Origin of the sequence: Geodermatophilus sp. TF02-6 (assembly GCF_003319115.1) — a bacterium.
Taxonomy (GTDB): Bacteria; Actinomycetota; Actinomycetes; order Mycobacteriales; family Geodermatophilaceae; genus Geodermatophilus.
The window spans coordinates 1-17,407 of sequence record NZ_QOHF01000041.1 but is presented as its reverse complement, the minus strand read 5'-3'; the positions used below and the strand labels follow the sequence as shown (position 1 = coordinate 17,407).

General features: G+C 75.6%; 11 protein-coding genes. 6 read left to right on the top strand and 5 right to left on the bottom strand.

Annotation, left to right across the window (positions count from 1 at the left end; translation table 11 throughout):
• Positions 1–312 precede the first annotated feature (312 nt).
• Both DQ238_RS22185 and DQ238_RS22180 read right to left on the bottom strand, forming a co-directional pair.
• The gene (locus DQ238_RS22185) at positions 313–1,185 is read right to left on the bottom strand and encodes a DUF2510 domain-containing protein (RefSeq protein ID WP_113783417.1); all 873 of its coding nucleotides are present in this window, start codon (positions 1,183–1,185) and stop codon (positions 313–315) included.
• A gap of 63 nt (positions 1,186–1,248) precedes the next feature.
• Positions 1,249–2,772: an amino acid permease gene (locus DQ238_RS22180; RefSeq protein ID WP_113783416.1), complete on the bottom strand. Its 1,524-nt coding sequence runs from the start codon at positions 2,770–2,772 to the stop codon at positions 1,249–1,251.
• 216 nt (positions 2,773–2,988) lie between these two features.
• Between DQ238_RS22180 and gabT the strand changes: the two genes are divergently transcribed.
• Positions 2,989–4,374, top strand: a complete 1,386-nt coding sequence (gene gabT / locus DQ238_RS22175) for a 4-aminobutyrate--2-oxoglutarate transaminase (protein ID WP_113783415.1) — start codon at positions 2,989–2,991, stop codon at positions 4,372–4,374.
• Between the two features lie 7 nt (positions 4,375–4,381).
• Here the strand turns inward: gabT and DQ238_RS22170 are convergent, their stop codons facing one another.
• Complete coding sequence (locus DQ238_RS22170) at positions 4,382–5,797, bottom strand: M20/M25/M40 family metallo-hydrolase (protein WP_233496213.1); 1,416 nt, start codon at positions 5,795–5,797, stop codon at positions 4,382–4,384.
• A gap of 25 nt (positions 5,798–5,822) precedes the next feature.
• Between DQ238_RS22170 and DQ238_RS22165 the strand changes: the two genes are divergently transcribed.
• Complete coding sequence (locus tag DQ238_RS22165) at positions 5,823–6,659, top strand: alpha/beta fold hydrolase (RefSeq protein ID WP_113783419.1); 837 nt, start codon at positions 5,823–5,825, stop codon at positions 6,657–6,659.
• The gene (locus DQ238_RS22160) at positions 6,656–6,874 is read left to right on the top strand and encodes a hypothetical protein (RefSeq protein ID WP_147263184.1); all 219 of its coding nucleotides are present in this window, start codon (positions 6,656–6,658) and stop codon (positions 6,872–6,874) included. The genes DQ238_RS22165 and DQ238_RS22160 overlap by 4 nt, the downstream gene beginning before the upstream one ends.
• Before the next feature lie 17 nt (positions 6,875–6,891).
• On the opposite strand, the gene DQ238_RS22155 is transcribed toward DQ238_RS22160, so the two are convergent.
• On the bottom strand, positions 6,892–10,272 hold the full coding sequence (locus tag DQ238_RS22155; protein ID WP_370447530.1) for an ATP-dependent helicase: 3,381 nt from the start codon (positions 10,270–10,272) through the stop codon (positions 6,892–6,894).
• Here DQ238_RS22155 and DQ238_RS24005 point away from each other — a divergent pair.
• Positions 10,246–10,437 (top strand): hypothetical protein, encoded by a 192-nt coding sequence (locus tag DQ238_RS24005; RefSeq protein WP_233496210.1) that lies wholly within the window; start codon positions 10,246–10,248, stop codon positions 10,435–10,437. The two genes, DQ238_RS22155 and DQ238_RS24005, sit on opposite strands and share 27 nt — an antisense overlap.
• A 62-nt stretch (positions 10,438–10,499) precedes the next feature.
• Here DQ238_RS24005 and DQ238_RS22150 read toward each other — a convergent pair whose 3' ends face one another.
• Positions 10,500–13,712, bottom strand: coding sequence for an ATP-dependent DNA helicase (locus tag DQ238_RS22150; RefSeq protein WP_233496208.1), 3,213 nt, complete (start codon positions 13,710–13,712; stop codon positions 10,500–10,502).
• 394 nt (positions 13,713–14,106) lie between these two features.
• On the opposite strand from DQ238_RS22150, the gene DQ238_RS22145 reads away from it, so the two are divergent.
• Both DQ238_RS22145 and DQ238_RS22140 read left to right on the top strand, forming a co-directional pair.
• Positions 14,107–14,349, top strand: a complete 243-nt coding sequence (locus DQ238_RS22145) for a hypothetical protein (protein WP_147263182.1) — start codon at positions 14,107–14,109, stop codon at positions 14,347–14,349.
• Positions 14,350–15,611: 1,262 nt separating this feature from the next.
• Positions 15,612–17,303 carry a DNRLRE domain-containing protein gene (locus DQ238_RS22140; RefSeq protein ID WP_113783411.1) on the top strand — a complete coding sequence of 564 codons (1,692 nt, stop codon included), beginning with the start codon at positions 15,612–15,614 and terminating at the stop codon, positions 17,301–17,303.
• The last annotated feature ends 104 nt before the right edge of the window (positions 17,304–17,407 follow it).

The following is a 17,407-nucleotide window of genomic DNA, read 5'->3' as shown; positions in this document are numbered from 1 at the left end:
CGGGCTCGACGCCGATCGGGGACGGCACGTGGCCGCGGTGGCCGGGAGGAGCGGGGCCCGCAGGGTCCCCGACGAGCGGCCGGACGGGCTCGACGCCGATCGGGGACGGCACGTGGCCGCGGTGGCCGGGAGGAGCGGGGCCCGCAGGGTCCCCGACGAGCGGCCGGACGGGCTCGACGCCGATCGGGGACGGCACGTGGCCGCGGTGGCCGGGAGGAGCGGGGCCCGCAGGGTCCCCGACGAGCGGCCGGACGGGCTCGACGCCGATCGGGGACGGCACGTGGCCGCGGTGCGGTCCGGAGGACCGCCATGTCACAGCACCTCGGTGGCGCCGATGACGCGGTCGATGACGCCGTACAGCTCGGCGTGCGTGTTGGGGATCGACAGGTAGAGCAGCGCCGGCGCCGGTCGGCCGACGTCGATGAGCACCAGGGCGGCACGCTCGCCGGTCGCGTCGTAGCCGGCGACGTCCCAGGACAGGTCGAACTCGAGCAGGTGCGCGGCGGCGCCGTCGACGGTGAGCGCCTCGTCCCGCAGGACCCGGCGTTCGTTGGGGCCCGGGTAGTAGTTGGCGCGCACGCTGTCGGCGACCTGGCCGAGGGTGGCCTGCAGGGTGTCCGGCCCGCCGTAGCCGAACTGCGGTGCGAGCGGGCCGGAGGTGCACTGGGCGATGAAGGTGCCGCCGTCCGGCGTGAGGTCCTGGGTGGTGAAGTACTGCCCGGCCACCGCGGTGGTCTCGAGCACCGTCCCGAGGGAGTACTCGTACCAGCCGTCGCCGAGGAACGGGTAGGAGATGCCCGACGCCTCATCGACGATCCGCACCGTGCCGGGCGGGAAGGTCGGCCCCGCGGCGGACGACGGCACGGGGACGGCGGCCTCGTCGTCCAGCCCGCCGGTCGGCCGGCCGACGAGCAGGCCGATGACGACCACGAGCACCAGGCCGAGCACCGACAGACCGACCACCCACGCGGTGCGCGGGGAGGACGGCGCGGGGCCGGCCGGGGGCCGGGGCGGCTCGGGACGGACCGGAGCCGGCGCCGGCACGGTCTGCACCCGGACCCCCGGGCCGGCCGGCGTCGTCACGTCCGACCAGCGCGCGCCGTCCCACCAGCGCACCGTCCCCGGGGCGCCGTCCGGATCGGGGTACCAGCCCGGCGCCGGTGCGGGGTGGACGGGCTCGCTCACGGCAGCACTCTAGGTCGCAGGTCCCCTCGACCCGCCTCAGGACGCCGTCGGGGCGAGCGGGGCTCACGCGCCCTCGTTCGGCTGGCCCTCCTCCCGCATCCGCCGGACGAGGGCCGGGTCGAGCGGGCCCTCACCGACGGCCGCGTCGACCTGCGTCTCGGCGGCGGCGCCGTGCTCGTGCGCCCACGCTGCGGCGCGGGCCTCCGCCGCGGCCCCGTCGCCGGTGGTGTGCGCGTCGCCGACGACCCGGCGCCGCACGACGTAGGCCACCAGGACCAGGGCCCAGGCCAGCAGGCTGAGCGCGATCTGCGAGCGGGTGTCGTCGCGGAACGCCATCGACACCAGGACGGCCACGATCGCGGCCGCGGTGAGCACGGTGAGCAGCGGGTAGAACCACATCTTGACCCGGAGCCGCTCCGGCGGGGTCCTGCGCCGCAGCACCAGCTGGGACAGGCAGATGAGCAGGTACACGAAGAGGATGACCGCGCCGGAGGAGTTGAGCAGGAAGAGGAACACCGTGTCCGGGGACACGTAGGCCGCGACCACGCAGGCGAAGCCCACCACGGTGGAGGACAGGATCGCCCACATCGGGACGCCGCGCTGGTTGATCGCCAGCATCCGGCCCGGCGCCTCCCGTCGGGCGGCCAGCACGAACAGCATGCGAGATGCGGTGTAGAGGCCGGAGTTCAGGCAGGACAGCACCGCGGTGAGGACGACGGCGTTCATGATCTCCGCCGCGGCCGGGATCCCCAACTCCTCCATCGCCGAGACGTAGGGGGAGGCCCCGAGCCGGGTGGAGTTCCACGGCAGGATGGTGGCCAGCAGGAAGATCGACCCGACGAAGAAGACGATGATCCGGAAGACCACGGAGTTCGTGGCCCGGACGATCGCCCGCTCCGGCTCGGCCGACTCGGCCGCCGCGATGGTGGCGATCTCGGCGCCGACCATCGAGAAGATGACGATGACGATGCCGGAGAACAGGGCTCCGACGCCGTGGGGCAGGAAGCCGCCGTGGTCGGTCAGGTTCGAGAAGTCCAGATCGCGGCCGGGCCACAGGCCGAGCACGAACAGCGTCCCGAGGGCGATGAAGACGACGATAGTGGCGACCTTGATCGCGGCGAACCAGTACTCGAACTCGCCGTAGGAGGTCACCGAGAACAGGTTGGTCGCCGTCATCAGGAGCATGAGGCCCAGCGCCATGACCCACAGCGGCACCCCGGGCAGCCAGCGCTGCAGGATGCCGGCGCCGGCCACCGCCTCGAAGCCGACGACGATCACCCAGAAGTACCAGTACAGCCAGCCCACGCTGAACCCGGCCCAGCCGCCGAGGGCCCGGCGGGCGTAGTCGGCGAAGGAGCCGGTGGACGGGTTGGCCACCGCCATCTCGCCGAGCATCCGCATCACCATGACGATGAGGACGCCGGTGAGCGCGTAGGTGATGAACGCCCCGGGGCCGACCTCCCCGATGACCGCCCCGGAGCCGACGAACAGGCCCGCCCCGATGACGCCGCCGATGGCGATCATCGCGAGGTGGCGCTGCTTGAGGCCCTTCTTGAGGTGCCCGCCGTCGGGTGCTCCGTGCGCCATGACCGACTCCCTCGGCTGGTGGCCAACCAGACGTGTGCCGCGGCTGTGCTGCGCGACAGCATCCCGGAAACCCGTCGGCGCGGCCACTCCGCGGCCCCGACGGCCCCGGGTTCGGGCGGCCGTGGTGTGGGCACTACCCGGACGCCGTGCCGACGGCGACACTCGGCGGGCCCCTGTCGTCCCGGGCGGCCGGCCAACAACCCCCAGGAGCCCGTCGTGACCGACCTGCTTGCCGCCCCGTCCACGCTGCCGCAGGAGCGGCGGCTCGTCACCGAGGTGCCCGGCCCCCGGTCCCGGGAGCTCATGGGCCGGCGGAACGCCGCGGTGTCCGCCGGCGTGAGCACCACCCTCCCGGTGTTCGTCGAGCGCGCCGGCGGCGGCGTGCTGGTCGACGTCGACGGCAACTCGTTCATCGACCTCGGCGCCGGGATCGCCGTGGTGAGCGTGGGCAACGCCGCCCCGGCCGTGGTGGAGGCGGTGCAGCAGCAGGTCGCCGCCTTCACCCACACCTGCTTCATGGTCACGCCCTACGAGGGCTACGTCGCCGTGTGCGAGGAGCTCGCCCGGCTGACCCCCGGCGACCACGAGAAGCGCTCGGCGCTGTTCAACACCGGGGCCGAGGCGGTCGAGAACGCGGTGAAGATCGCCCGGCACGCGACCGGTCGGCAGGCCGTGGTGGCCTTCGACCACGCCTACCACGGGCGCACGAACCTCACCATGGCGCTCACCGCGAAGAACATGCCGTACAAGCACCGCTTCGGGCCGTTCGCGCCCGAGGTGTACCGCGCGCCCATGTCCTACCCGTTCCGGGACGCCCCCGGCACCACCGGCGCCGAGGCCGCGTCGCGCGCCATCGCCCAGATCGAGGCGCAGGTCGGCACCGCGAACGTGGCCGCCGTCCTCATCGAGCCGATCCAGGGCGAGGGCGGATTCGTCGTCCCGGCGTCGGGCTTCCTCCCGGCGTTGGCCGACTGGTGCCGGCAGGCCGGCGCGGTGTTCGTCGCCGACGAGGTGCAGACCGGTTTCTGCCGCACCGGCGACTGGTTCGCCTGCGAGCACGAGGGCGTGGTGCCCGACCTGATCGCCACCGCGAAGGGCATCGCCGGCGGGATGCCCCTGGGCGCGGTCACCGGCCGCGCGGAGGTCATGGACGCCGTCCACGGGGGTGGCCTGGGCGGCACGTACGGCGGTAACCCGGTCGCCTGCGCGGCGGCGCTGGCCGCCATCGGGACGATGCGCGCGCAGGACCTCGCCGGCGCCGCCCGCGCCATCGGCGACACGATGCTGCCCCGGCTGCGGGCGCTGGCCGAGCGCACCCCGGCGATCGGGGACGTGCGCGGTCGCGGCGCCATGGTCGCCGTCGAGCTGGTCCGCCCGGGCACCACCGAGCCGGACGCCGAGCTGGCCGGGCGCGTCGCGCGGGCCTGCCACGCCGCCGGGGTCGTCGTCCTCACCGCCGGCACGTACGGCAACGTGCTGCGTTTCCTGCCGCCGCTGGTCATCGGGCAGGACCTGCTCGACGAGGCGCTCGACGTGCTCGACGAGGCCTTCGCCGCGCCGATGCCGCCCCTGACCTCGAGGCCGCCGGCCTCCCCGGCCTGAGACGGGCTCAGCCGGCGCGGCCGAGGGCGGCCAGCTCGCGCCACAGGTGCGCCGCGGCCTCGGCGCCGCGGTGCAGCATGGGTAGCAGCACCCGCTCGTTCGGCGAGTGGATGCGGTCGGTGGGCAGGCCGGCGCCGAGGAAGACCAGCGGTGCGCCGAGGACGTCGACCAGGTCGGCCTCGGGGCCGCTGCCGCCCTCGCGGGTGAACAGCACGTCGGCCGGGTCGCGGTCGTTCGCCTGCCCGATGGCGGCGAGCAGGGCGGCCATCGCCGGGGAGTCCAGGTCGCTGGCGCACGGGGAGACCCCGCCGGCCGGCACGTGGACGTCGGCCTCGATGCCCTCGGGCGTGTTCGCGGCCACCCAGTCGCGGACCATGGGGCCGACGTCGGCCAGGCGCTGGTCGGCCACCAGCCGGAAGGTGACCTTCGCGTGCGCCTCGGCCGGGATGATCGTCTTGTGCCCGGGGCCGGTGTAGCCGCCCCACATGCCGTTGACCTCGGCGGTGGGCCGGGCGCCGATCCGCTCCAGGGTGGTGAAGCCGGCCTCGCCGGTGGCGGCGCGGGAGGCGGCCGGACCGGCCAGCCAGGCGGCCTCGTCGAAGGGCACCCGGGCCATGAGCGCGCGCTCGCGGTCGGTCAGCGGCCGCACCCGGTCGTAGAAGCCGGGCAGGGTGACCCGGCCGTGCTCGTCGTGCAGGCCGGCGATCAGCGCGGCCATGGCGTGCAGCGGGTTGGGCACGGCCCCGCCGAAGGAGCCCGAGTGCAGGTCGACGGCGGGTCCGCGCAGGGTGATCTCGGCGTCGGCCAGGCCGCGCATGGCGACGACGGCGCTGGGGACGTCGGGAGCGGCCATGCCGGTGTCGCTGACCACGACGACGTCGCAGCGCAGCCGGTCGGCCCGCTCGCGCAGCAGCGCGGCGAAGTGCGGTGAGCCGGACTCCTCCTCCCCCTCGACGAGCACCTTCACGGTGACCGCCGGGGTGTCGCGGCCGGTGGCGGCCAGGTGCGCGCGGATGCCGAGCAGGTGCATCGCCACGTTGCCCTTGTCGTCGATGGCGCCGCGGGCGTGCAGCTCCGGGCCGTCGGGGCCCTCGACCCGGGTGGGCTCGAAGGGCGGGTGCGTCCACAGCTCGAGCGGGTCGACCGGCTGGACGTCGGAGTGGCCGTAGACGAGGGCCACCGGCGCGCCGTCGTCCGCCGACGGCCACTCCGCGTAGACGGCGGGGGCGCCCGGGGTCGGCCAGACCTCCACCACCGGGAAGCCGGTACGGCGCAGCGCGGCGGCCAGCCATTCGGCGCTGGCGGCGACGTCGGGCGCGTGCGCCGGGTCGGCGGAGATCGACGGGATGCGCAACCACGCGTCGAGGTCGGTGTGCAGGTCGCCTGCGTGGGCGGTGACGAACGCGCGTTCCGGGCTGCTCACGACCGCCGACGGTAGCGTCACCGCCATGGCGGGACAGCTGCTGCGCGTGGACGTCGGCGACCTCACCTTCGACGTCCGGGCCGACGGTCCGGACGACGGCCGGCCGGTGCTGCTGCTGCACGGCTTCCCGGAGACCTCGCAGTCCTGGGCCGCGGTGACCCCCCGGCTGACCGAGGCGGGGCTGCGCACCTACGCCGTCGACCAGCTCGGCTACTCCCCCGGCGCCCGGCCGGCCGAGGTCGGCGCCTACGCGCTGCCGAGCCTGGCGCAGGTCACCGCCGACCTGATGACGGCGATGGACGTGCCCCGCGCCGACGTCGTCGGCCACGACTGGGGCGCCAACGTGGCCTGGGCGCTGACCGCCTGGCACTCCGACCGGGTGCGCTCGCTGACCGCCGTGTCGGTGCCGCACCCGACGGCGTTCACCGCCGCCTGGCGCGCAGACCCCGAGCAGCAGGAGCGCTCGGCCTACATCCGGTTGTTCTGGCAGACGGGCAAGGCCGAGGAGGTACTGCTCGCCGACGACGCCCGGAGGCTGCGGCGCATGTTCGGCGACGCTGTGCCGGTCGAGGCGGTCGACCAGTACGTGACCGTACTGCTGGCGCCGGGCGCGCTGACCGCCGCGCTGAACTGGTACCGGGCGATGAGCTCGAGCATCCCGGTCGACCCGGTGGCGGTGCCGACGACCTACGTGTGGAGCGACGGGGACGTCGCCGTCGGCCGGACCGCGGCGGAGGGCTGCGCGGACTGCGTCACCGGCGACTACCGGTTCGTCGAGCTGGCCGGGGTCAGCCACTGGATCCCCGAGCAGGCCCCCGACCGGCTGGCCGTCGCGGTCCTCGACCGCATCGCGTCGACATGAACGTGCGGCTGCGCGTCCCCACGGCCGAGGACGCCGACGCCTGGGCGGGCCTGTTCGACGACCCGGCGGTCATGCGCCACGTCGGGACGGGCGAGGTGCGCGACCGCGCGTGGTACGCGGCGTTCGTGCGCCGGCAGCGGGAGCTGGCCGCGGCCACGGGCCGGGCTCCCTCCGGCGCCGTCGTCCACCAGTACGGGAGGACGCTGGCCGGCTGACCCGACCCCGGCCGCGGTCAGCGGGCCGTGCCGGTGACCAGGGCGAGCAGGCCGGCCTCGTCGAGCAGGTCGACCGGGCGGACGGTCACGCCGGCGGCGACGTGGTGGAACCCGGCGCTGACCCGCTCCACCGGCACACCGGTCAACCGCGACCAGCCCAGCCGGTAGGCGGCCAGTTGCACCCCGGCCGCGGCCAGTTCCGCCCCGGACGGCGGTGGGCCGGTCTTCCAGTCGACGACCTCGTAGCCGCCGTTCCCGTCGGCGAAGACCGCGTCGATCCGGCCGCGCAGGGTCAGCGGGCCCAGCGGCGTCTCGAAGGCCACCTCGACGTCGAGCGGCTGCCGCTCGGCCCACTCGCTGGCCAGGAAGGCCCACTGCAGCTCGGCCAGCGCGCTGTCGGGGGCGGCGAACTCGTCGCCGGAGCCGGGTAGCTCGTCGAGGTCGAGCAGCCGGGCGGCGCCGAAGCGCTCCTCCAGCCAGGCGTGGAAGGCGGTGCCGCGGCGGGCCTGCTGGGCGGGCGCGGCCGGCAGCGGGCGGCGCAGCCGACGGGCCAGCTCGGCCGGGTCCCGCCGCAGGGCCACCAGCTCCGACACCGACAGGTGCGAGGGCAGCGGGACGTCGACCGTCGGCCGGGCGGCCGCGGCACGCTCGCGCAGCAGCAGGTCCGCATCGCGCACCCACTGGTCGACCAGCGGGTCGGGGTCGCCGAGACGGGTGTCGGGCTCCAGCGGGTGCGGCGCGGCGCCGGCGACGAGCTCGGCGGCGGCGGTGAGCGCGCGGCGGCGTGCGGCCGAGAGCGGGTCGGCCGGCCACACGCCCACCGGCCACTCGGCCAGCGCCGGGTTCTGCGCGCCGTCCTCCGGGGCCGGCGCCCAGTGCACGACCGTCCCGGCGCCGGCCGCGCAGGCCTCCCGCACGGCGTGCAGTAAGGACGACGGCCCGCACGGCTTGAGCCCGTCGCGCCACCAGCTGCCCGAGCAGACCAGCAGGTGCCGGGCGCGGGTGACGGCGACGTAGCCGAGCCGGATCTCCTCGCCGGTGCCGAAGCGCTTCCACTGCTCGACGTACTCCTCCAGCGTCTGCTCCACCACCTTGTGGTCACCGGAGCCGGGCGCCGGCAGCCGCCACCGGGGCAGCTCCTCGCGGTCGACGGTGCGCAGGTCGACCGGCACCGCGCCCGGGTCCTTGACCCAGGAGTCGCTGATCCCCGGCCGGGCGGGGAACTGGTCGACGGTCAGGCCGGGCACCGCGACGACGTCCCACTCCAGGCCCTTGGCCGAGTGCGCGGTGAGCAGCTGCACCGCCTCCGGGTTGACCGCCACCTCGCCGGGCTCCAGGCCGCGCTCGCGCTCCTCGGCGTCGCGCAGGTAGCCGAGGAAGGCCGGCAGCGAGGGCAGCTCGGCCAGCTCGGTGAAGTCCGCGGCGACCGCGTGCAGCGCGTCGAGGTGGGCGCGGGCGCCGGCCGGGCTGACCTCCGGCGCGCTGGCCAGCTCGGTTTCCAGGCCCAGGGTGCGGGCGACCTCGTCGACCAGGTCGGGCAGCGACTCCCCGAGCCGGGTGCGCAGCTGGGCCAGCTCGTCACCGAGCCGCCGCAGCCGGCGGTACCCCTCGGCCGAGTACGCGTCGGCGTCGCCGAGGTCGTCGAGGGCCTCGACGATGCTGCCCCGCTCCCGCGCGGGCTGCTCGCCGTCCTCGTCGTCCCGGGCCGGGCGGCGGCCGTGCACCAGCCCGCGGGCGCGGGCCTCCAGCGCGGCCAGGTCGCGGGGGCCGATCCGCCAGCGCGCCCCGGTCAGCAGCCGGCCCAGCGCGTCGCCGGCGGTCGGGTCGACCAGCACGGTCAGGGTGGCGACGACGTCGGAGACCTCGGGCACCTCGAGCAGCCCGCCGAGGCCGACGACCTCCACCGGCACCCCCCTCTCGCGCAGCGCGGCGGCGATACCGGGCAGCTGCCTACGGGTGCGGGCGAGGACGGCGACCGTCGGAGGGCGGTGCACCTCGTCGTCCTCCGGACGACACCGCGGCCACGTACCGTCCCCCGGCTGGGCTGAGCCGCTCCGGCCGCTCGTCGGTAGAAGGACCGCCTTCTCCCCACCCCTCGCAAGCTCGGGGCGGGACCCGGAAGGCGGCCGGGGGCCCTGCAGGGGGCCTACGGGCCCCACTCCTCCCGACCACACCGGGTCGGTGCCGTGCCAGCAGGCGGCCAACCGGTCGGCCAGCGCCGCGGTCTCCTCGGCGACGGTGCCGTACAGCCCGACGGTGACCGCGCCCCGGCCGGCGGTGGGCGCCGGGGCGAGGTCGGGTAGGGGCACCTCCGGCGGCGGCAGCAGGGCCGACACGGCGTTGGCCACGGCGAGCACCGCCTCGTCGTTGCGCCAGCTGGTGGCCAGGGTCAGCCGCTGCGCCGGCCGGGCCCGGACGCCGGGGAAGGTGCGGGCGAAGCGCTCGATGGTGCCGGCCGAGGCGCCCCGCCAGCCGTAGATGGACTGGCGGGGGTCGCCGACGGCGAGGACCGGGTGTCCGCTCTCCCGGCCGAAGAGGGCCTCGAGCATGCGCAGCTGCCCGACGCTGGTGTCCTGGTACTCGTCGAGGAGCACCGCCTTCCAGCGGGTCCGCTCGCGGCGGCCGACCTCGGGCGCGGTGACGGCGATCCGCGCGGCGTGCGCCACCTGGTCGGCGTGGTCGATGGAGCCCATGGCCCGCTTGCGTGCCTCGAAGGCCTCGACCAGCGGCAGCAGCGCCACCCGCGCCCGCTGCCGGGCGAGCACGTCGAGGACGTCTTTGTACGGACCCTTCTTCGTCGGGGCGTCGGGGTAGGAGGCGACCTGCGCCTCGAGCCGGGCGGTCCAGGCCCGCAGCGCGGCGGGGTGGACGTCGTGCTCGCCCAGCTCCGCGGCGAGGGCCAGCACGTCCTCGATGGTGGTGAGCAGCGACAGCGGCACGTCGTCCATGTCGCCGGTGTAGGCGGCCACCACCTGGGCGGCCTGTCCCCAGCACAGCGCCGGGCCGAGGACGCCGGCCCCCGGCTCCACGCCGATCCGCAGGCCGTGTTCGGCGACCAGCGCGGCGGCGTACCCGTGGTAGGTGGCGACCGTCGGCTGGGCGACCTGCAGCCGCTCGCGCAGGTCGGTCTCGGTGTCGGGGTGGCGGGCCAGCGCACCGAGCCGCAGCCGGATGCGCTCGGCCAGCTCGCCGGCCGCCTTGCGGGTGAAGGTCAGCCCCAGGACCGCCTCGGGGTCGACCACCCGGTTGGCGACCAGCCAGGAGACCCGGGCGGCCATCGTCTCGGTCTTGCCCGACCCCGCGCCGGCGACGACGACCAGCGGCCGGTCGGCCGGGGCGGCGACCACCCGGGCCTGCTCCTCCGACGGCGCGTGGGACAGCCCGCAGCGTGCGGCCACCTCGGCCGGGGTCAGCAGCCGCCGGGGGCCGGACTCCGGAGCGGGGTCGCCGCCGAGGAGGTCGTCGTCGTCGTCGTCGAAGGAGAGCTGTTCAAGGACCCCTGGAAGGACCCCCGGAAGGACCCCGTCCTCCTCCCCGCTCGCAAGCTGGCGGCGAGCCTCTGAACGGGGCCACGCTCCGCTCGCGAGCTCGCGAGGGAACCCGGGGGGCCACTCGGGATGAGGGCTCACCCGGTGACCTGCCGGCCGCGCTCGTGCAGCGGACAACTGCCGCGCGCCGGGCAGCGCTGGCAGTGGGCGCCGCTGCGCACCTCGAAGATCGCCGCACCCATGCCCTCCCCCACGGCGGCGACGAGCCGGCCGGCGGCCGTCTCCGCCAGGGCGACGTCGGCGGGCAGCGGCTCCTGGTGCTGCTCCTTGGCCCTGCTGCCGGCGCCCACCTGCAGCAGCGCGGCGCCGCCGGGGACGGTGCCGTGAGCGGGAAAGGCGCCCGCCGCGACGGCCACCTGGTAGGCGGCCAGCTGCCCGTGCTCGGCGACGTCCCGGGGCGCGGTCCGGCCGGTCTTGAGGTCGACCACGACCAGCCGGCCGTCGACGTCGCGCTCGAGCCGGTCGACCTGGCCGCGCAGCCGGGCGCGGCCGACGACGACGTCGAAGTCCTCCTCGGCGGCGACCAGCTCCCGCCGGTTGGCCGCCTGCCAGCGCAGGAACCGGTCGAGCATGTCCTGGGCGGCGGCCCGCTGGCGCTGGTCGGACCAGCCCGGACCGAGGGCGAGGCGGTCGAGCTCCTCGCCCAGCGCCGCCGGCGCCTCGGCCGGGGGCAGCCCCTCGGCGACCCGCTGGGCGACCGCGTGCACCGCCGAGCCGACGGTGCGGGTCGCGTCGGGTGCGGCCTCGGCCCCGACCGCGCCGAGTGCCCAGCGCAGCGGGCAGCGCTGGAAGGTCTCGATCGCCGACGGGCGCACCCGCACCGTCGCGTCCGGGGGCACCAGCGGGGCGTCGTCCGACAGCGGGGCCAGGCCCCACCACTGCCGGGGTGCCGCCCCCGGCACGCTGTCGGCGGCCAGCCGGCGCAGCACCGCCGCCGCCGCCGAGCGGCGGGCGGGCGGGGTGTGCGGGTCGGTCACGGCGCGGCGCAGGTCGGCCACCAGCCCGGGCAGGGTGAGCGAGCGCGGCAGCTCCGTCAGCGGGCGGCCCTCGTCCGGCGGCGGGGACACCAGGTCGAGGAAACGCGAGGCGCTCGCCCCGGCCTCGGCGCCGTCCAGCGCGCCCTGCACGGCGGTGACCACCAGCCGGCGGCGGGCGCGGGTGCAGGCGACGTAGAACAGCCGCCGCTCCTCGGCGAGCAGCAGCGTGCGCCGGTCCACGGCGGCGCTGTCGATGCCGGCGGCCAGCTCGACGAGGTCCTCGGTGCCGAGCAGCGAGCCCCGCTCGCGCAGGTCCGGCCACACCCCCTCCTGCACGCCGGCCACGCAGACGAGGTCCCACTCCAGCCCCTTGGCCGCGTGCGCGGTGAGCAGCCGCACCGCCCCGTCCGCGGCCCGGGTCGCGCCGAGGTCGCCGGGCAGCTCCTGCCCCGACAGGTGCTCGACGAACGCCCGGACGTCGGCCGAGGGCAGCCGGTCGACGAAGCCGGCGGCGGCGTCGAAGAGCGCGACGACGGCGTCGAGGTCGCGGTCGGCGACCGCCCCGGCGGCTCCGCCGGCGGCGCTGGCCCGGGCCCACCGGCCGGCCAGGCCGCTGCGCTGCCACATCGCCCACAGCACGTCCTCGGCCGTGCCGCCCCGGGCCAGCGCGAGCCGGCCGGCGGCGAGGACGCCGGCGACCCGGTGCGCCGGTCGGGCCAGGTGCTCGGGCAGGGTCTCCAGGAGCGGCTCGTCGGTGACCGCGGTCGCCAGGGGCGCGCCGCGCTCGGCGTCGTCGACGCCCTGCCGGGCCAGGGCGACGCGGACGGCGCGGCGCAGCCGGCGCAGGTCGAGCACGGTGGCCCCGCCCAGCGGCGAGGTCAGCAGCGCCTCGGCCACCGGCTCGTCCAGGCCCGCCGGCGCGCCGTCGCGGCCGGGCAGCAGCGCGTCGAGCGCGGCGAGGAACGGGGCGACCGCCGGCTGGGCGGCCAGCGGCAGGTCGTCGGAGGTGACGGCTACGGGGACGCCGGCCGAGGTCAGCGCCCGGCGCAGCGGCCCCAGCGCCAGCGTCGTCCGGACCACGACCGCCATCTGCGACCAGGGGACGCCGTCGAGCAGGTAGGCGCGGCGCAGGACGTCGGCGAGGTAGGCGGCCTCGATGGCGGCGGACCCGAAGACGTGCACCTCCGCGGCTCCCTCGTCCGCCCCGGCCACCGGCTGCAGCCGCCGGTGCTGGGCGGGCCCGGGCAACCCCTCGGCGACCCTCCGGGTGATCCGGAGCAGCTCCGCCCCCGAGCGGCGGCACACCCCGAGGGAGAGCCGGTCGGCGCGGCGCCCGTCGGCGTGGCGGAAGCGCTCGGGGAACTCGACGACGCCGCGCGCCTCCGCGCCGCGGAAGGCGTAGATCGCCTGGTCGGGGTCGCCCACGGCGACCAGGTTCCCGCCGCGGCCGGCCAGCAGGTCGAGCAGCTCCACCTGGGCCGGGTCGGTGTCCTGGTACTCGTCGACGAACAGCCAGCGGGCGCGCTCGCGCTCGGAGCGCAGCAGCTCCGGGTCGCTCGCCAGCTCGGCGATCGCCTCGCGGACCAGCTCCGCCGGGTCGAAGCCGGACGCGTCGCCGCGGCCGGCCGTGGCGAACGCCGCCACCGCCTCGTACTGCTCCATGAAGGCCGCCGCGTGCACCCACGCCTCGACGCCGCGCGCGCGGCCCCAGGCGGCCAGCTGCTCGGGCCCCACCCCGCGCTCGGTGGCGCGCAGCAGCAGCTCGCGCAGCTCGGTGCGAAAGCCGGCTGTGGACAGCGCGGGGACGAGGGACTGCGGCCAGCGGACCGCGCCGGCCTCCTCGAGGTCACCGCGCAGCAGCTGGGCGACGACGGCGTCCTGCTCGGCGGCGGTGAGCAGCCGGGGCGGAGGGTCGCCGCGCAGCAGCGCGGCCCGGCGCAGGACGCCGTACGCGTAGGAGTGGAGGGTGCGGGCCAACGGCTCGCGGACGGCGCGCGCAACCCGGGCGGTGACGCGGGCACGCAGGTCGGCGGCGGCCCTGCGGCTGAAGGTCAGGACGAGGACCTGCTCGGGGTCGACGCCGCGGTCGATGCGGGCCGCGACGGCCTCGACGATCGTCGTCGTCTTGCCCGTGCCGGGGCCGGCGAGCACGAGCAACGGGCCGCCGGGGTGGTCGACGACGGCCTGCTGCGTGGGGTCCAGCTGCGGGGCGGGGGCGGTCGGCTCCGGACCGCTCGGCACGAGCCGGTAGACCGGCGCGGTCGAGCCCGCGCCACCATCGAGAGCAGCCGCCCGCCCACCCCGCTGCACCACGGGCCTGATGAGACCACGGCCCGCTGACAGCACCGGGACCCGGGCCGCGCGTTCCGAAGCGCCTTGCGTGTGAGTCGCGTGCACCGGTGGTAACGCAGGCGGGGTCGGGAGACCTGACCGCATGGCTTGCTCCCGGCTGTTGGCGTTGTCCGAGACCTGCTCCCTGCCATGATCGTCGCGGCTCCGCCGCTCGCCGGAAGGGCGCTGCGCGTCACCGCGTGATGGGCCTGCGGCCCGCCCCTCCCCGACCGGCTCCACCGCAGGGATCGGCAGTTGTCGGGAGCGGGAGGAAGTGCAAGCACGATCCTCGAGCTGGCCGTGATCCCGGTGCAGCAGCATGTCCTCGCTGGGCTGCGGCTCGGGTGTGACGGTCGCCCGCCTACGGTGCGCCCAGGTGACCCCGCCGGTCAGTGACGAGCGCGAGCGGGAACTGCAGGCCGCCCCGGCCCGCCCCCGCGCCTCCCGGGTCCTGCCGCCCAGGCCGGTCGCGCACGCCACCGGCGTCGGCTGGCTGTGGGGGCGCATGCAGCTGCCCGACGGCAGCTGGCTCGGCCTGGCCACCCTCTTCACCGGCATCGTCTTCGACGGGGCGCAGCTGCACTGGTACTCGGCGCACGAGCTTCGGATCGTGGCTTGACCGCGAGCACCGGATCAGCCCTCGGCCGCCACGCCAGAACAGCAGCGCAACTTCCTCCACGACACCCCGAGTCACACCCGATGACGGCCACCCACCTTCCACTGCCATGACGACGCATCCCCACCGTGCCGCAGCCGACATCGCCGCCGCCGTGCGGGCCGTGCCGCCGCGTCGCCGGGCCGTGGTCACCGTCGCCACCATCTGGGCGCACAGCCTCACCGCATCCCGGATTCGGCTGCCTCGGTGGCCGCGCTGGCTGGTTGCGGCCGCCAGCTACCCGCTGTGGCTTCTGCTCGCTGTCGTGTACCGACGGACCACCGTCCTCCTCCGCTCGGCCATCCCAGGCCGGCTCGGCGGTGCCGCCCTGACCCTTCGAACACCGCCATCCCGCCAGCCGACCGGCTCTGCTCCTGGTAGTCCTCGGCCTTCTGATCGCCGCGGTCGGCGCCGACATCACACTGACCGCGAGCGCTCCCGACGTCCTCGACTGGGCGCCGGTCGCCGGACTGGTGGCCTCGTCCTCGCCGTGCTGCTGGTGGTGTGGTCCCTGGTGGCGCGGGCGCCGGTGCGCGACGCGGTCCGCACACTGCGCGGCCGCCGGCACGCCACACCCCATGCCGCCGCCGACGTCGAGATCGGCAACGTCGCCGCCCATCCCCGCGGGGAGCAGCTGGGCACCCAGCTGATGACCCGCCTGCTCGCCGAGCTGGACCGCGACGGCCTCAGCGCCCAACTCGACGCCAGCAGCGTCGCGGTGGCCGCCTGGTACAGCGACCTGGGCTTCCTCTGCGCTCCCCGGTATCCGCACTTCCTGCACATGTACCGACCACCCGCCCCGGGGTCCCGACCACCCGCCCCGGGGACCGGAGGGCATCAGGGCCGCCCGTCGCCACCTCGCCGACGTGCACATGGCCCAACTGGTGAGCCCGGTAGGCGCGCCCCACGGCTGTCATGCCAGGGACGGGCGCAGCAGCGGCCCGCTACCTGCGCTGCGGATCGTCGACCTTCCCGCCGAGTGGTGGACCGAAGCGGACAGCGGGGGCCCCTGATCGCCTCTTGGTCGACCGCCGAGCTGTCGACCCTCATCCCCGGCCGAGGATCACGGGCGACAGAGCTGACCGGGACTGGCCCACCGCCCGGCGACGCTGCCGCTGCCGCTGCATCACAAGATCGTCACGGTTCGTCACTCCCACCGCACGATCGGTGCGTGCACCAGGGTCCCCTGTGGTCTCCTCCGCTGGCTCACGAGACGGGGGACTCCCATGGGTGCGGTCAAGCGGTCGGTCGTCATCGCGGTACTGGCGATGGCGGTTGGGGTGACGAGTGAGGGCGCGTTCGTCGCCGAGCCGAGGGTGGCGTTCGCCGCTCCGCCCGGTGTCGAAGAGCCCAACCGGGCCGCTGAGGAGGCGGCAGAGCCGGTCCCGGTGGACGGCGACGCCCCCGCGGACAGCTCACCGGAGCCCTCGGCGGAGCCGTCGCCGGAGGTGCTGGCCGATCCGGTGTTCACCGCGGACACCCCGCTCAGCAGCAGCCTGATCGACCTGTCGGAGCCTGCGCCGGTGGGTGATCTTTCCGGGCCGGTGGCGCCGGAGACGGAGTTCGACCGGGCGCTGGCCGAGGCGCGTGGCTCCGGGCAGCCGGTCGAGCTGGCGTCGGAGACGACCGAGACCACGATCTCCCGGGTGCACCCCGACGGGATGGTGCACGTCGAGAGCGGCGCCGGGCCGATGCGGACGCAGGTCGACGGTGAGTGGGTCGACGTGGACACCACCTTGGAGCTGACCGAGGCCGGGGTGCGGCCAGTCGCGGTGACCGGGGAGATCGCCTTCTCCGCCGGTGGGGAGGTGCCGATGGCGGTGCTCGGCGACGGCGAGGGCACCGAGGTCAGCCTGGCCTGGCCCAGCGAGCTGCCCGAGCCGGAGCTGGCAGGGGCGACCGCGACGTACCGGGAGGTGCTGCCGGATGTGGACCTGGTGCTGACCGCCACCCGGACCGGGTTCGAGCAGCACCTGGTGGTCAACTCCCGCCCCGACCGGGCCACGCTGGCCGCGCTGCGCGAGCTGGAGTTCCCGCTGGCCACCGAGGGCGCCAGCGTCGAGGAGGGCGACGGCGGGCAGCTGCAGGTCATCGACACCGACGGGGAGGTGATCGGCGGTGCCGGCGCGCCGCTGATGTGGGACGCCCGCACCGACCCCGCGTCCGGCGAGCCGGTGAAGGTCGACGAGATCGGGCTGGAGCTGGCCGAGCCGACGGCAGCCGGCGCGGACGCCACGCTGGTGCTGACCCCGCCGCAGGAGTTCCTCACCGACCCGACCACGGTCTACCCGGTCACCATCGACCCGACGCAGGCGCTCGGGCTGATCGGTGCCACGTTCGTGCAGAACAACATCGCCAACACGCCGCAAGCCGGGCAGCCGGAGCTCCGCGTCGGCACGTACAACGGCGGTGCGCAGAAGAACCGGTCCCTGCTGCAGTTCGACGTCAGCCAGGTGGAGAACAGAGTCCTGCAGTCCGCCACGCTGTCCCTGTTCGAGTTCCACTCCTCGTCCTGCTCGCCTCGGTGGGTGGACATCCGCAACGCCGGGGACTTCGACCCCTACACCGTCACCTGGAACACCCAGCCCTGGATCGACTGGAGTCCGCAGGGCATCCTGGCCAACGCCAACGTCGCCTTCGGGTACAACTCGACCTGCCCGGCCAACTGGGTCAACTTCAACCTCACCGGCTGGCTCGCACCGTGGTCCGACGCCCGCAACAACCGCAATCCGTGGATGAACCTGGCGGTGACCGCGGGCAGCGAGACCGACTCCGCCGCGTGGAAGAAGTTCAACTCGGCCAGCGCCGGCGGCAACATCCCGGTGCTCACCTTCACCTATGACGGGAACTGCGACCAGTTCTCCGGTCTCTACGTCTGCGGCGCCGTCAAGGACAAGGAGGGTTATTCACGGGGTTGATCGACAGCGGATTCCGCGGCGCGTTTGAATGAGGGGCGGTCCGCCTCTTGATAGGATGGGTTTGCAGACTCAACCACAAAAAACGGACCGCCGGTTTGTATCAT